The organism is Fluctibacter corallii, from assembly GCF_025751585.1.
Classification (GTDB): Bacteria; Pseudomonadota; Gammaproteobacteria; order Enterobacterales; family Alteromonadaceae; genus Fluctibacter_A; species Fluctibacter_A corallii.
The window spans coordinates 79,197-95,673 of sequence record NZ_JAOWKX010000005.1 but is presented as its reverse complement, the minus strand read 5'-3'; the positions used below and the strand labels follow the sequence as shown (position 1 = coordinate 95,673).

At 44.4% G+C, this 16,477-nt stretch carries 14 protein-coding genes; 4 read left to right on the top strand and 10 right to left on the bottom strand.

From position 1 onward, the window contains the following. Positions 1–50: 50 nt before the first annotated feature. The 5 genes from OE749_RS10565 to OE749_RS10545 form a co-directional block, all read right to left on the bottom strand. Complete coding sequence (locus tag OE749_RS10565) at positions 51–1,070, bottom strand: tetratricopeptide repeat protein (RefSeq protein WP_263712426.1); 1,020 nt, start codon at positions 1,068–1,070, stop codon at positions 51–53. Positions 1,071–1,074: 4 nt separating this feature from the next. Continuing rightward, the gene (locus OE749_RS10560) at positions 1,075–1,779 is read right to left on the bottom strand and encodes a phage tail protein (protein WP_263712425.1); all 705 of its coding nucleotides are present in this window, start codon (positions 1,777–1,779) and stop codon (positions 1,075–1,077) included. Then, on the bottom strand, positions 1,766–2,620 hold the full coding sequence (locus OE749_RS10555; protein ID WP_263712424.1) for a hypothetical protein: 855 nt from the start codon (positions 2,618–2,620) through the stop codon (positions 1,766–1,768). Before OE749_RS10555 ends, OE749_RS10560 begins: the two co-directional genes overlap by 14 nt. Before the next feature lie 247 nt (positions 2,621–2,867). Continuing rightward, positions 2,868–3,935, bottom strand: a complete 1,068-nt coding sequence (locus tag OE749_RS10550; protein ID WP_318527877.1) for a methyl-accepting chemotaxis protein — start codon at positions 3,933–3,935, stop codon at positions 2,868–2,870. Between the two features lie 71 nt (positions 3,936–4,006). Beyond that, positions 4,007–4,771: a class I SAM-dependent methyltransferase gene (locus OE749_RS10545; protein ID WP_263712423.1), complete on the bottom strand. Its 765-nt coding sequence runs from the start codon at positions 4,769–4,771 to the stop codon at positions 4,007–4,009. A 77-nt stretch (positions 4,772–4,848) separates the two neighbouring features. Between OE749_RS10545 and gloB the strand changes: the two genes are divergently transcribed. Genes gloB through OE749_RS10525 form a run of 4 tightly spaced genes read left to right on the top strand, consistent with a single transcriptional unit; the run spans position 4,849 to position 9,488 of the window. Then, complete coding sequence (gene gloB / locus OE749_RS10540) at positions 4,849–5,619, top strand: hydroxyacylglutathione hydrolase (RefSeq protein WP_263712422.1); 771 nt, start codon at positions 4,849–4,851, stop codon at positions 5,617–5,619. Between the two features lie 37 nt (positions 5,620–5,656). Further along, positions 5,657–7,330 (top strand): lytic transglycosylase, encoded by a 1,674-nt coding sequence (locus OE749_RS10535; RefSeq protein WP_263712421.1) that lies wholly within the window; start codon positions 5,657–5,659, stop codon positions 7,328–7,330. Between the two features lie 19 nt (positions 7,331–7,349). Beyond that, positions 7,350–8,348, top strand: a complete 999-nt coding sequence (locus tag OE749_RS10530; RefSeq protein ID WP_263712420.1) for an ion transporter — start codon at positions 7,350–7,352, stop codon at positions 8,346–8,348. 45 nt (positions 8,349–8,393) lie between these two features. Further along, positions 8,394–9,488, top strand: a complete 1,095-nt coding sequence (locus OE749_RS10525) for an MBL fold metallo-hydrolase (RefSeq protein WP_263712419.1) — start codon at positions 8,394–8,396, stop codon at positions 9,486–9,488. An 83-nt stretch (positions 9,489–9,571) separates the two neighbouring features. Here OE749_RS10525 and OE749_RS10520 read toward each other — a convergent pair whose 3' ends face one another. The 5 genes from OE749_RS10520 to grpE all read right to left on the bottom strand — a co-directional run bounded on the left by OE749_RS10520 (position 9,572) and on the right by grpE (position 16,267). Next, positions 9,572–10,039, bottom strand: coding sequence for a c-type cytochrome (locus OE749_RS10520; protein ID WP_263712418.1), 468 nt, complete (start codon positions 10,037–10,039; stop codon positions 9,572–9,574). Between the two features lie 49 nt (positions 10,040–10,088). Then, complete coding sequence (locus OE749_RS10515) at positions 10,089–12,197, bottom strand: prolyl oligopeptidase family serine peptidase (protein ID WP_263712417.1); 2,109 nt, start codon at positions 12,195–12,197, stop codon at positions 10,089–10,091. Between the two features lie 163 nt (positions 12,198–12,360). Further along, positions 12,361–13,494: a molecular chaperone DnaJ gene (dnaJ, locus tag OE749_RS10510; RefSeq protein ID WP_263712416.1), complete on the bottom strand. Its 1,134-nt coding sequence runs from the start codon at positions 13,492–13,494 to the stop codon at positions 12,361–12,363. A 130-nt stretch (positions 13,495–13,624) separates the two neighbouring features. Beyond that, entirely contained in the window at positions 13,625–15,547 is a 1,923-nt protein-coding gene (gene dnaK / locus OE749_RS10505) for a molecular chaperone DnaK (RefSeq protein ID WP_263712415.1), read from the bottom strand. Between the two features lie 114 nt (positions 15,548–15,661). Further along, a complete protein-coding gene (gene grpE / locus OE749_RS10500) occupies positions 15,662–16,267 on the bottom strand; it encodes a nucleotide exchange factor GrpE (protein ID WP_263712414.1) in 606 nt (201 codons plus the stop codon). Positions 16,268–16,477: the final 210 nt, after the last annotated feature.

The window sequence follows — 16,477 nt, the reverse complement described above, 5'->3', positions numbered from 1 at the left end:
ACGCTAGTCTGTTACAGCAGAATCAACCACATTCGACGCCGAATTACCTGTTAATTCGGCGTTTGTTTTTCTGCCTCATGATTTTCTACCATCGCTACATCTGGGTTGTGATAGGTATTCAGATGTTCAGCTATTTTCTTACCGAGTGCACGTTGCCATGTTACAGGCACTGCCTCGTTAAGGCGCTTTATCAATATGGTTAAATCTGCCGTGTTATCATCAGTTAATCGCTGGGATGTATTTGCCCATAAATATGACTTAGCCAGCCAAGTTGATTTATATTGCTGTGACGTTAAGTAAAGCTGCCAATACAATGCAGCCAATGGCAGATAAGCTTGCTGATAACCTTGACTAGCGGCCACCTCATACCAATACGCACTCTGACGAAGATCGGTAGGCACCGCTAACCCATAATCAAACATGATGGCAATTTGAAATGCCGCATGCGCATTGCTTTGAGGGTTTGCCTGCTGATACAAGCGCAGAGCCAAAGGGAAGTTTTGTTCGATAAGATCGCCATGATAATACAGATCAGCCAAAAGCACCGCAGCTGAGGTACTCCCTTTTTCTGCCGCTTGAGTACACAATGCCAAGCCTTCGTTGATATTTTTGGGCACGCCCGAGTCAATCAGCAATTTACCCGCGCTACATCCAGCACCATGAATACCTTCTGCCATTGCCGCGCGATACCATGCTATTGCGGTATCCTGTGAAACAGCTTTCGGCGCGTTACTAGCGGCACGCAATGCGCAATCCCCTGCCTTTTTCATTGCTTGAGGAATACCCGACTTCGCTGCACGTTCAAACCATTCACATGCATTGTCAATATTCGCCTCCCTACCCCATCCCAATTCTTCGTGAAGTGCCAGATTAAACTGCGCTAAGCCATTACCTTTGTTCGCGTGTTTTTGCAGCTGATTGTACGCTTTCTCATATTCGTGCTCAGCTTGATACTGCATGGCAACATGAAGCGCTTGTCTCCAGTCTTCAAAGCCAAACACCGAGGTGCTCATCATCACCAAAAGAAAAAAAGAAGCGGCAATCTGCCGCTTTTTAAATGTCAAAGTCATGGTACTAATTCCGCGAAGGATAAATACCATCAAGGGCAATCAGGAAATTGATTCCTAAGTAGGGATTTCGAATTTGAACAGGTTGTGAACCGCCCGCATTGGCAATGGTTGTGGTAGCAGAACTTGAAGTAGTAACCTGCACATCTAACACAATCGCATTCGCGCTCATGTCTACGGTAGGTAATCCTGTGTTGTAAATATCTTCCCGTGTTGGGTTATTTGCCAATACAGCACCCGTAGGCACACCCACATTCGCAGAGCCGGCTAATGCCCTTAAAATGGCAGAACTGGAGGATCCATCGCTAGTACTTTGCACAGTAGTAGATGCACCATGAGAATGCGCCGGCATTTGCGAAACCGATAATGTGGTTTCAACCGCGCCGCCTTGTTGGCCCAAAGACACAGTGGGCAGCCCAATACCTTGGCCAATGCCGATAGGCGAACGTCCGCGTAAGTCTGGAAGCGCAAACGTGGTTCTGCCATCGCCACCGTACGTTGTGCCATACAGTGAGAACAACGCCGTGTTGCTACTTATCGACAACAGTTGCCCGTTGGCGGGGGCATAGCCCCTGATCGTGAAATTCCCCCCAAACATACACACTGTGCCAATAAAAACATCACTAGAACACGCATTGACTTTAGCGGTAAAGAGCGACAAACCCAACAAGCTCGACATTAACGTAAGCGTAACGTATTTACATAGTTTCATGAGAAGTCCTTGTTTCTAGCGTTGACTGATTGCGGTATATCACTGTGATTAAAAACAAAACAAACGCAATGAATAATGGCGGTTCAGAAATAGGCGTTGATGTGGTATTTCTGATGACGTTAGTGATACTTACAAAAGCTTCGGCCGAAGCGAGAAACGCACCCGCACCCGCGAATTCGCCGCCATCCATTTTAATTAAACCTGTAAAAGAATCTGACGCTCCTGCCCCTAACAGAATATCAAAGGTATACGTCCCGCTGTCCGACAGTGCAGCACCAAAGCTTCCCGTACTAGTGCCATTTTGCTCATCGCCAAACGACACATCGGACGTTAAATCAGAAAAGAAAAACTCCGTATTCGCGCTGTCAAAAAAGTTAATTTCAGAATCAACAAATGCATCGCCATTGGCAATTTGTGAATCTGCATCAGCCGCAGTCGCAAACGCAATTTCAAAAGAGATAATATAAGAATCTAATAAAGAGGTATTAGACAAATTAAAGCCGATGTCAAAAATGAAATCATCAGCTTCAGCGCCTGATCCGCCATTCATTGAAGCAGAAACACCGACACCATCCCCCGTCTCAGTGAAGATTGCATTCAGCGGATTACTCCCCGTGACTGTAACATTATTGACCGAACTTGAAGCGCCAACCCCACCACTCACAGACGTCATAGATGCAGTCTGCGAACCCGTGCCGGTAAATGGCAAAGAATTAGCTGTGTCAAAAGACACTGAACCATTTAAATTAAGATCTGAGGGGATGACGGCTGCCCCTGATGTAAAAGCGAAGAGACTACAAACTATTATCGCCAATCCATGTACTGCTCGTTTGATTTTCATAATCATGACATATCCTTAGCATTATGGATGCACGAAATGAACCGCTGCATTTTTCAAGCCATGAAAGCTTTAGCTTTACTTTCAATCGTTTAAAAATTCTCCATGCGTGCACATTCAAAAATGTGTATATTTTTTAGACACCCATATTGTGCCTACTGTCTACATAATTATTTCCCTCCTTAACTGTATTTTTATACGAAAAAGGCGCACGTTGCGCCTTTTAGTCTAAACAAACACAAGGCCAATGTTATCTTTGCATCTGCTCGATACGCGCCATTAGTTCATTGCTTGCCTTTTCCATTTGACTCAACGCGTCTAACACGTTGCTGTCTATATGGTCTTTGGCTTTCGCTATCGCCGATTTTGCGGCATCCATCATTTTTTGATTAGCTTGCTCCAATGAACGAAGCGCAGACATGTCGTTCATTTGCTTTAAGCCTTCGCCAGACGTTACCCGACTCAATTCGGCAGGGGCATGCTCCAACGCACTAGCTTTGTCACCATTGCCAATGAGTGCATTGTACACGCTGCGTTTAATTTCAACGTGTTCAATTTGCACCCCAACAAGTGAGACCTTGTTCGCACCTTTTCCAATGGTTTTACCCATCGATTTCGACAAATTGAGTACCTGTGACACTTTGTCTTTCACTTCACTGGTTTTTTCAACAAGATCCTTTGACTGTGCCGACACTTCGTTAATATTAGACTCAATATTGCGTGTGCCTTCCTCAATTTTTTCCACCAGATTGTTAATCTCTTGGGTGGACTCAGAAGACCGCATTGCCAGATTTCGTACCTCTTCGGCTACGACCGCGAAACCGCGTCCACTTTCCCCTGCCCGCGCAGCCTCAATGGCGGCATTCAGGGCCAATAAGTTTGTTTGTTCGGCTATGGAGTTAATCACCCCTACAAAGCTACTAATACTACTTGCCAAACCAGACAATTCACCCGCGTGGGTCACCCCTTTCGCTGCAATGTTATCGATTTGGGTGAGCCCTTTTACCGCGTCATCTAACATTTCCGATGACCCAGTAAATAAATCACTGGCATTATCAACTTTGTCACTCTCATCTCTTAAAAGATGAGTAGCCTCGTTGAGCGCTTCGCGAATATCGCTGAGCTGCTTTTGCCCATCAAGCATTAATTCACCCACTACCTGAATTTCTGAGCTTTCGGTATTTTGTTGAATAGCTTGGTCCTGCGCTTGACGCAGTTGAGTTTCTAACTGTCCGATTCTGTGTTGCAAAGCCTGATTTTCTTCATTCAGTTCTCTAATCCGTCTTTGCTCTTCTTCGTTCTCTTTGTTCCACCACATGGTCGGGCCTCAGTTGTGCGTTGCATAAAAGAATTTGATTATTCACAGATATTTATCGACCATTTTTCAATTTACAGCAAATTTTTTTTCATACGCGAAGACGAATCTATTCGCATGCTTGCCCCAACCGCAGTGAAATTCGGTTTTGGCTTCCATTTCGGTCTAACTAACGACAGCGGCATCACACGCTTTTTCGCTACAATGACGTATACGGTCGAAAAAACGGGAAGGTATTTTTGACACCAACGCTGCCAGCGGCTGTCTTCATGAACACGACGCTCAAAAAACAGTTCTGAAAAAATTAGACGCTGATGATTTACCACTTCAAAGCCTAGCAGATGCAACCAGTCTTTGATGCGAACACTAGAAAAAAAACGTGCTTCGTGCAGGATTTGTTTTGGATTGATGGGGAAAAAACGTAGAAGCCCTGCAGGGGAAAACGGGCTAAACCCAACAATAATGACATGACCGTTTGGAGTAATTACGCGGTTAACTTCACGAAGAACTTGATGAGGATCTTGTGAAAAATCCATTTCATGGGCAAGTAGCACGGCATCAATGCTATTTTCCTGAAAGGGTAAATCCTGACTCTTACCTACAATAGCGGCATTATCGAGGCCCAACTCCTCCGTCATGCTAAATATATGTTTTATCGGCGAATGAGATAGGCTCAACTCACTGCTCAAGCTGCCAAGCTTTAAAAAATGGTAGCCAAAAATCTGTCGACTTACGTCGTCCAGCGCATGCTCAATAATGTCTTTGAGGTCATTACCCGCAGGCAAGCTCTCCCAATTACTAGGATATCGCGGCTTACGTCCAGATAACGCTGGCTTCATGTAGTCAATTGCCCCTTGATGTGACAGGTTTGAATTTCTATAGTACAGCAATTAGTCATGTAAACAAAAGAGACGATATGCATTGTCAGGTAATCCCTATTCCTATTTTTTCAGACAATTACGTTTGGTGCATTCACAACCAACAACACTGCGTGGTAGTAGATCCTGGTGACGCTGAACCCGTAATCACCTTCATCAAGCATCAAAACCTTACATTGGCAGGAGTACTGATTACCCATCATCATTGGGACCATACAGATGGACTACCGGAACTACTAAACGCCTATCCCAATGTTCCCGTGTATGGCCCCAACACACCCAAAGCGCCATTGGTTTCTCATACGCTCAAAGAAGATGATGTAGTTGACATTGATGCACTCAACCTGACATTCTCAGTGGTAGACGTCCCTGGACACACGCTCGATCACATCGCCTACGTGAGCGAATTAGGCCTGTTCTGTGGTGATACCTTGTTTAGTGCGGGCTGTGGGCGTCTATTTGAAGGCACGCCCGAACAAATGCACGCATCCTTAAATAAATTGATGGCATTACCCGATAACACACTCGTATATTGTACGCATGAATACACTCTGGCTAATTTAGAGTTCGCTCAATTAGTTGAGCCTGACAATGCGCAACTGCGTACCTATACTGAATGGGCTCAATCACAGCGAGCCAAAGATATTCCGACGCTTCCCACGACTATTGAGCAGCAAAAAAAGATCAATCCATTTGTACGAGTAACTGAACCTTCTGTGATTTCTGCTGCCGAAGAACGTTTATCTCAAAAAATAACTAAGGCTGATCAGGTTTTTGCCGTTGTAAGAGAATGGAAAGATCGGGCCTAGACGATTAGAATAGCGAACATAAAGAGCAAAAAATTTGATGTACATGAAAAAACGCTTGCTACTTCCTTTCGTTGTAACACTTTCGGCGTGTCAATTGACAACGCCAACAATAAGCGACAACGACACGCACACAATTGATGAGTCACTTGAACTTGTTGAAATACAGCAGGTTGAAGAGGATTTACTGTGTGACTCCGAACAAGAGCACAACACTGAGCATTGCACAGCCAGTGAAGGGACTATTCCAGTTAGCCATCCTGTTGAACAGGTAGACATTCCTCTTGAAACCACCGATGTAGTGGAGTCCCATCCTGCCCCAATTGATGATATGTGGGAACGGATTCGTGTTGGCCTCATATTTGATGTCCCTGAGAACAAACGTATTACAGCACAACGCAATTGGTATTTACGCCACCCCGCCTATATGGAACGTGTTGCTAAACGCGCAAAGCCATTTTTGCATTATATTGTAGACACCCTTGAACATGAGAACATGCCGCTGGATTTGACACTACTCCCCATCGTAGAAAGTGCCTTTGATCCATTCGCGTATTCCCATGGTCGCGCCGCTGGCATGTGGCAATTTATTCCGGGAACGGGTAAACGCTTTGGCATGAAGCAAACGTGGTGGTACGACGGACGCAGGGACGTGACCGATTCTACACTCGGTGCCGTAAACTATTTAAATTACTTACTAGACTATTTTGACGGCGATTGGCTTCATGCATTAGCCGCCTATAACAGTGGCGAAGGCAGAGTAAAACGCGCCATCCGCAAGAATAAAAAAGCGGGTAAGCCGACTGATTTCTGGTCGCTGGATCTCCCCAGAGAAACGCGCGCTTATGTACCCAAGTTACTAGCGCTAATTGATATTCTCAGAAATAGTGACAAATATGCCTTCAACTGGCCCAAAATTGAGAACAAAGCGGTAATTAAAGCAGTAAATATAGGCTCTCAGATTGACTTAGCACTGGCTGCTGACATGGCAGGCTTATCGTTAAAAGAGCTGCACGCGCTAAATCCTGGCTTTAATCGTTGGGCAACAGATCCCCACGGGCCGCACCGCTTATTGGTGCCACTAGAAAAAGCCCCAATGTTTGAAGATGCACTGGCTAACATAGATAAACAAGAGCGTCTAAACTGGGTACGGCACACAGTAAAAAGCGGTGACAGTTTGCTTAAGCTGGCGAAAAAATACCACACAACGGTAGATATTATTCAGCAAGTAAACGACATGCGTGGCAATATGATTCGTGTCGGCGATCACCTTTTGGTGCCAGTCGCGCTCAAATCGCTCGATAACTACACCCTATCTGCCGAGCAGCGATTAGCACAGACTCAGTCTAAAAAGCGTGCTTCCCACAAGTTAACCCATAAAGTAAAGTCTGGCGACACCATGTGGGACTTGAGTCGTAAATACAACGTCAACGTGCGAAGCTTAGCAAAGTGGAATGGCATGGCTCCCACTGACACACTGCATCCTGGTAAAACCTTAGTTATTTGGGTGAATTCAGTAAGCAAAAACCAGCGTAGCGATGCCGTGATGCGAAGCTTAACTTATACGGTTCGCCGTGGAGATTCATTAGCTCGGATAGCCAATAAGTTCAATGTTACTATTAACGATTTAAAACGCTGGAATCAATTAAACCCGAAGAAGTATTTGCAGCCGGGACAGCGCTTAAAAGTCTTTGTAGACGTAACAAGAACCTAAACCCAATGCAAGGACGCACGTGCTAAATTTCAGCCTGACCAAATTAAAGCAAAGCCACGAAGGGCCGTGGCTAATGCTAGATTTGGTCATGTTGTTATTACTCACCATTAATTTACTCTGGATCATATTCGATACCCTTTTTGAGACGCAGCTATTCAGAGGCTTTCTCTCCAGTATTTCACAGCAAGTTGTCGTTGGTTACCAACCGATTCATGAGAACTTTCTGGTCATTGATTTAGTTTTCATCGCCATATTTTTAACTGAGTTTTTCCTTCGATGGCTGGTAGCGATATACCGTAAGACTTACATGCGCTGGTACTTTTTCCCCTTTATTCATTGGTATGACTTGGTAGGGTGCATTCCGTTAAGCGCAACGCGTATTTTTCGTTTTCTCCGCATTTTTTCTATCTTACATCGACTACACAAGTATCAAATTATTGATCTTAGACGCACCGCACTGTTTCGTTTTATCTTTTTCTATTACAACGTCTTTGTTGAAGAGCTCAGTGACAGGATTGTGGTAAAGGTACTATCTGACGCACAAGAAGACATTGCCGCTGGCTCTCCACTGATAGACGATATTTTCGAATCCGTTTTAAAGAAACGACAAGATATCGTTTGCGCATGGGCAGCAGCTATGCTCTCTCACATTGGAGATTCGTTAGCGGATGCCAATCACGGAAAAGTATTTCGCCAACATGTGAGAGACAGTGTTGGCCGTGCAGTCAGACAAAATAATCAAGTTAACACGCTTAAACTTGTGCCCGTTGTAGGCAGCACGATAGAGCGAACGCTAGAAGATGTGGTCACTGATATCGTGACTCAATCGGTGGTAAATTTATTGCAAGACCTCTCCCCTGATAAAGTCGACTACTTTGTTCGCAATACACTCACGCAATTCGACCCTCAAGAACAAGCGCTAGAGAACGAAATGTTAATGGTCATTTCTGAAGTGCTAGAGCTAATAAAATCACATGTGGGCGAGCAACGCTGGAAAGCAGAGCTCGCCAAGCATTAACCACTGTAATATGATGTATTTTTTGACTAAACTTTCTATATTTCAATGCGCTACGTACTTACTTTACTCGCTGTAGCATTAGCAGTCTCGGGTTGTGCATCAATATTTGGTAAACCTAACGTTGTTACGGTTAACCAGCACGGTAACACGAAAGTAGTGTACCGAGCTGATGATAAGACGCGTTTTCGTAACCTTTACGCTGGCAAGAAAATCTACCCGCTTACCTGTGAGGCTGACTGCTACGCACCACGCCGTGAATTGGAATGCGAATCAGACAATGAAGACTGTCACTATATAGGCAAACAAACCTTGCCCACACTGAGTGCGGGATTCACCGTTACTTGGCTTGGTCATGCGAGCTTTCATGTTGAAACGGATGAAGGTGCGCGCTTTTTGTTTGATCCAGTTAGCGATCAATTCGATTGGCCTGTAAACTGGGCGTTCTACTTGTCAGAAGGTTTCAATCGGCAACCTCCCAATTGGCCAGACGACGAGAAGATGTCAGAAATTGACGCAGTCATGTATTCTCATATTCATTACGACCATTTCAATAAAAGTGATATTAAGGATCTCGGGCCCGCTCCTCAATATCTTACTCCGCTTAACACCGCACATCATTTCCCAGAAGAGGGTTTATCCATTGAGGAAATGGCGTGGTATGCTACAACGGAAATTAAAAATACACGCATTCACTTCGTGCCAGCCCACCATTTTAGCAGCCGAATCTGGGTTCCCTTTATCTACGATGACAATGAAAAGTCGCTTTGGGGGGGCTGGATTCTTGAAAACAAAGGAAAAACCCTCTTTTTTGCAGGAGATACTGGCTACTCTCAGCATTTCAAAGATATTCAGGCTAAATATGGCAATATTGATATATGCCTTTTACCTATCGCTTCCTACTTCCATGAAGAATATGGTGAGTGGTATCGGTACGTACACACCACCCCTGAAGATACGCTTATGGCAGCTAAAGAATTACAATGCGGAGTAGTCATCCCGTGGGGGTTTGGCAAGCACAGTTGGAAAATGGGAGATATTAGCAGCCACTCGGCCCTTACTCGGCTTCTTAATATGTATGAAAAAATTGATACCCCTCCTCCTCTTTTCATTTTAAATGAAGGTGATAGCGTAAGGTTTTAACAAGTGACGAGCTAGGTAAAGTTACGTAAAGGTTAATATTGACAGAAAAAAGGCGCTTAACGCGCCTTTTCTTGATTCAGTGATTAGTCTGCTTTGTAATTGTCATGGCAGCCTTTACAGGTTTTGAAAATCCCCCCGATTGCCGCTTTATATTGACTATCGTTGCCAGCAGCCGCAACATTTTGTAATTTTGCAGCGGCATCAGTTAGCGCTTGGATTTTTTCTTTATAATCGGCTTGATCTTCCCATACTTTTGGGAGAGATTCAGAGCCAACATCAAACTTTCGCGTGTCTAACGCAAAGTAGTCTTCCATCATTAAAGACAGCTGCTCTAAACGCAAACCACTCTTTTCCATAGACGCTGCATCAAACGGAATTTTTCCCTTAGACATCGCACCCAATGAGCCTACATTGCTTCGCACTAACTGCATTAATGCTTGTCTGAACTCTACCGCTGTTTTTGCTTGTTTTTCTGACTTCGCTTCTTCAGCAATTACACCGCATGAAATGCTGCTCACACTAAGAGCAACAGCCAACATCAACTTTTTCATAGTCTTCCTTTATGCCTGTTTTATTCGTTTTATGTGTTAAAGGGGGCGCTTACAACGCCACCTTCATGTTAAGGTTTTTCGCTAAAAATGCCCATACATCCGCATACTGATTAATTTTCTTCTCAGTCGGTGTGCCTGCGCCGTGTCCGGCATTTTTATCAATACGGATCATCACTGGCGCAGGGCCTGCCTGAGCCGCCTGAAGAGCCGCGATATATTTGAAACTGTGTCCTGGCACAACACGATCATCGGTGTCAGCAGTTAATACCAATACCGCGGGATACTCAGTGCCTTTTTCCACATTATGGTAAGGGCTGTACTGATATAGAACGTTAAACTCCTTTGGATTATCTGCACTACCATAGTCGTCTACCCAATAACGCCCTGCAGTAAACTGATGAAAACGCAACATATCCATCACGCCCACAGCCGGAACGGCAGCCGCGAACAAATCGGGGCGTTGGTTAGTTACTGCACCGACAAGTAAACCGCCATTACTACCACCAAAAATCGCCATCTTTTCAGACGAAGTGATGTCGTTTTCAATTAAGTACTCTCCGGCAGCAATAAAGTCATCAAACACATTTTGCTTTTGCAGTTTTGTGCCGGCCTTGTGCCATGTTTGGCCATATTCGCCCCCACCACGTATATTAGCTTGCACGTAAACGCCGCCCATTTTCATCCATGTTAGACGCTCCAAAGAAAATCGAGGAAGTAACGATACGTTAAATCCTCCATAACCATACAGTAACGTCGGTAAATTCGTTTTGTTCACATTAGACTTTAATCTACTGATGGTCATCGGTACTTTGGTACCGTCTTTTGAGGTATAAAATACTTGCTCAACAATAAAGTCTTCAGGATTAAACTTTACATTCGGTTTGCGATAAACCTGCGTTTTGTCGTCAGCAAGTGACGTTTTAAATATCGTAGTGGGATAATTAAAACTAGAGAAAGAATAATAAACATCATCCGATTTCGATGACGTGTTGATTCCTCCAACACTGCCAATTGTAGGCAAAGCCAGTTTTTTGCGGGTTCCAGAAGCCTCTATTTCATAAAGTGCTGACTTTGCATCTTCCATATAGTGCGCGATGATGGACGACTTGGAGAGACTCGCTTCATCAAGCACAGATTTTTGCTCAGGCACTTCTTCTTTCCAGCTCAACGCATCAGCACCTAAATCAATGCTAACAATGCGTTTGCGAGGTGCACTTTCTGTTGTTTGGAAATAGACAGTATCACCGCGGCTACCTACAATACTGTATTCGTAATTAAACCCTTTAGCCAAAAAAGTAGGCTTTGCACCTTTCTTGGTGAGATCTTTGTATAACACCTGATAGCGGTTGTCTGTGCCGTGCCAAACCGTAATTAATAACCAACGACCATTACTCGTTACATAGTTTGAATAGCCCCACTCTGGGTTATCTTTATTGGTATATACAAGGGTATCTTTTGATTGCGCATCACCCAATCGATGGTGATACACAGCCATATCGAAGTTTAAGCTTTGAAATTCTTGCCCTTCTTCAGGTTCGGGAAAGCGAGAGTAAAAGAAACCACTTTCGTCGCTATTCCAAGCAACATCATTAAACTTCAGCCAATCGAGATCATCGTTAAGTGTCTCCCCGCTTTCAACATTAAGCACTTTCCAGTTTCGCCAGTCAGAGCCGCCTTTTTGAATAGCATAAGCAACATAGGTGCCCTTGGGGCTAACCACATAGCTTGCAAGTGCTCCTGTGCCATCTTTTGCCCATGCATTTGGGTCAATCAAGACTTTGCTTTTTCCGTCTTTTTCTACATAGAGAACCGATTGATTTTGTAAACCGTCGTTCTTCAGGTAAAAAATTGCGTCACCATACACTTCTGGTGTAGAAAAACGTTCGTAATTCCACAAATCAGTCAGTGATTCTTTAATTTTTTCCCGATATGGGAGTGCATCAATATAGTCTTGCGTAACGGCATTTTGGGCGTCTACCCAATTGGCAACGTCTTCCGAGTTTCTGACATCGTCCTCTAACCATCGATAAGGATCAGCAACCGTCGTGCCATGATAAACATCCTTATGATCAACAGATTTTGTTTTAGGATAAGTAAAATCTTTTGCGTTCGCAGACATGCACGCCACCACACAAATACTCGTTATTAATTTTTTCATTCATTTGCTTCCTTGAGCACAGCAAGTCGGTAAGCATACCGCAATTAACCTTAATAGGTCTGTAAATTCACAATAAAACAACAAATTTACGCGATAAATGAAAAAAGCCAGCAAGGGATTGCTGGCTTTATATTCCGTTCTTTTACTCTACAAAAGAATGTCACTAACTGGTTAGGTCATCGAAGAATTTCTTCACACCGTCAAAGAAGCCTTTTTCTTTAGGACGGTATTTTGCTGCCTCTTCTCCTTTACCCATTGATGTATCCAATTCTTCCAGCAGTTCCTTTTGACGACTCGTTAGATTGACCGGTGTCTCAATCACTACCTTACACATCAGGTCGCCAACGGTACCACTTCGAACTGACTTAACCCCTTTACCACGTAAGCGGAACATCTTACCCGTTTGCGTCTCTTGAGGGATTTTCAGTTTCACTTTACCGTCTAGGGTCGGCACTTCTATTTCACCACCCAATGCGGCCTTGGTAAAGCTTAGTGGAACTTCGCAGTATAAATTGTTGCCATCGCGCACAAAGATTGGGTGTTCACGTACATGCACCTGAACATATAAATCTCCCGCTGGCGCGCCGTTCTCGCCTGCTTCGCCCTCACCGCTTAGGCGAATGCGATCACCCGTATCGACCCCTGCAGGGACTTTAACGGATAATGTCTTGGTTTTTTCCTTGCGTCCTTGTCCGTGACAACTACGGCATGGGTCGGCGATAATTTTTCCACGACCAGAACACGTTGGGCAGGTTTGCTGAACAGCAAAGAACCCCTGACGCATTTGAACCTGACCATTACCATGACAGGTTGGACACGTTGTTGGTGTCGAGCCTTTTTTAGAGCCAGAACCATCACATTCGTCACACCCAACCAACGTCGGCACGCGAATTTCTACGTTCTTTCCTCGAACCGCTTCTTCGAGAGTGAGCTCAAGATTGTATCTAAGGTCAGCCCCTTGTCTTGCACGCTGACGACCACCACGGCCACCACCGAAAATATCACCGAATACATCACCGAAAATATCGCCAAAATCAGCACCGCCACTAAAGCCCGCGCCTCCACGATTAGGATCTACCCCAGCATGGCCGTACTGGTCATAGGCAGCACGTTTTTGATCGTTGGTGAGTATTTCATAGGCCTCTTGAATCTCTTTGAATTTTTCTTCGAGATCTTTATCACCCTGTGTTCTATCAGGATGGTACTTCATAGCGAGACGCTTGTATGCTTTCTTTATATCGCGCTCGCTCGCGCCTTTATCCACACCAAGCACTTCGTAATAGTCACGCTTCGACATATTGCTTGTTTACCCTACTCTGAAAGTTGTGTAACCCTTATTTAAAAAACAAGGGCGCAATGCGAAAAATGCTAGCGCCCAAGTTCGATAAACACGTTGTTGTGGTAGCGCGCTACCACATAAGAGTTAATTACTTCTTATCGTCTTTAACTTCTTCAAACTCAGCATCTACTACGTCATCGTCTTTCGATGCCGCTTGCTCGCCTTGCTCTGGCGCAGCGTCACCTTGTTGTGCCGCTTTAGCTTGAGCAATTTCCATCAATTTCGCTGATGCTTGAATAAGTTCTTGGGTTTTCGCTTCGATTTCAGCTTTATCTTCACCTTTCGCAGCGGTTTCAAGGGCGCTGATTGCATCTTCAATCTTGCTCTTTTCATCCGCAGGAAGTGCATCACCCGCTTCTTCAACTTGCTTACGTGTTGCGTGAACCATACCGTCAGCTTGATTGCGCGCCTGAATCAGCTCTTCAAATTTCGCATCAGCTTCTTTATTAGCTTCTGCATCACGCATCATTTGCTCGACTTCATCTTCACTCAAACCTGAAGACGCTTTAATCGTAATCTTCTGCTCTTTACCAGTATCTTTATCTTTCGCAGATACATGTAAAATACCGTCAGCGTCAATATCGAAGGTAACTTCAATTTGAGGTACGCCTCGAGCAGCTGGACGAATACCTTCAAGATTGAACTGCCCTAACGATTTGTTACCAGCAGCTTGTTTACGCTCACCTTGAAGTACGTGAACCGTTACCGCTGACTGGTTATCGTCTGCTGTAGAGAAGGTTTGCGATTTCTTCGTTGGAATGGTCGTGTTCTTCTCGATCAAGGCAGTCATTACACCACCCATGGTTTCAATACCCAGTGATAAAGGCGTGACGTCCAGAAGAAGAACATCTTTTACGTCACCTGCTAGTACACCACCTTGAATCGCAGCACCTACTGCAACGGCTTCGTCAGGGTTAACATCTTTACGCGGCTCTTTGCCGAAGAATTCGGTTACATACTTTTGTACTAGAGGCATGCGTGTTTGACCGCCAACTAAAATAATGTCGTGAACATCATTTACAGTAAGGTCTGCATCTGCCAATGCTTGTTTAACAGGCACAAGAGATTCTTTCACCATATCTTCAACAAGAGACTCAAGTTTTGCGCGCGTAACTTTGATTGTCAGGTGCTTAGGACCTGATGCATCCGCCGTAATATACGGCAAGTTAACTTCTGTTTGTTGCGCAGAAGACAATTCAATTTTTGCTTTCTCGCCTGCTTCTTTCAAACGCTGCATTGCAAGAGGATCTTTACGTAAATCTACGCCCTGATCTTTCTTGAATTCTTCTACAAGGTAGTTGATAACACGGTTATCAAAGTCTTCACCACCAAGGTGCGTATCACCATTGGTTGCTAGTACTTCAAATGTGTGCTCGCCTTCAACTTCATCAATTTCAATGATAGAAATATCGAACGTACCGCCACCAAGGTCATAAACTGCAACAACATTATCACCTTTTTTCTTATCCATGCCGTATGCCAATGCGGCCGCTGTCGGCTCATTGATAATACGCTTAACTTCAAGACCCGCAATACGGCCTGCATCTTTAGTAGCTTGACGCTGAGAATCGTTGAAATAGGCTGGAACGGTAATAACAGCTGCTGTCACTTCCTCGCCAAGGTAATCTTCTGCCGTTTTTTTCATTTTTTTCAAAACTTCAGCAGACACCTGAGGCGGAGCCATTTTTTGATCTTTTGCTTCAACCCATGCGTCACCATTGTCAGCTTTAACAATGTTGAATGGCATGATGTCGATATCACGTTGCACTTCTTTGTCTTCAAAACGGCGCCCGATTAGACGCTTAATTGCAAACAATGTATTCTTAGGGTTTGTAACAGCCTGACGCTTTGCCGGCTGGCCTACAAGTGTTTCACCATCGTCAGTGTATGCGATGATTGAAGGTGTAGTGCGATCACCTTCAGCATTTTCAATAACTTTAGGTTTGTCGCCGTCAAGTACTGCGACACATGAATTGGTAGTACCCAAGTCGATACCAATAATTTTACCCATTAGTGTGTCTCCGATAAATCTTTTTAAATGTCTGTATCTTTTGTGGGGCTATTAAACAATTTTTCAATATTAAAGATGAAAAATTTATTAATCGATTTGCCACACAATGTGTTTTTAAGCCTGTGTATCTACGCCACTTTCAGGCGCGCGAGATACCATCACCATAGCTGGACGTAATAATCGCCCATTAATCAAGTAACCTTTCTGCATCACTGCCAGCACAGTATTAGGTGCGACATCGGCACTTTCTTGCATTGACATCGCTTGATGGTGTTCTGGGTTAAAGCTCTCGCCTTGTGGGTCAATCACTTCCAACCCGAACTTTTCAATCGTGCTAATGAAAGACTTGAGAGTTAGCTCAACGCCGTCAACGATTGGTTTGATCGCTTCGTTTTCGCTGTCAGAAACCTGGATCGCTCGCTCTAAGTTGTCAGCGACAGGAAGAAGCTCACCGGCGAATTTCTCTAACGCAAATTTACGCGCTTTTTCGACTTCTGATTGCGCACGACGACGGGCATTTTCCATTTCTGCGTGAGCGCGCAATACGCTGTCTTTCTGCTCTTGCACGGTTGCTTCTGCCGCCGCAAGTGCCGCTTCTAATTCAGCAATACGTGCTTGCTCTTCTGTCAAAGCCTCATTGCTTTCTTGTACTGTCTCTTCTGCAGCCGCTTGAGTCTGTTCTAACTCTTGCTGATCTTGCGGCTGTTGTTCATTACTCATGCTTAACTCCAATTACGATCATCAAAGTGATTCACATCGGAACGTACTTTATGACTGTCCGATATTTGAACTGGCTCTAGTTATGGGGTCGCTACTACAGGCTTCAAGGGCAAAAACCATAGTTTTTTTATTGTTATTGACATTTTTTTTCATTTTGATTGGCAAATGAGCAATCACGCTCGAAAACAGGCGTTATGTCAGCCTTGCCTA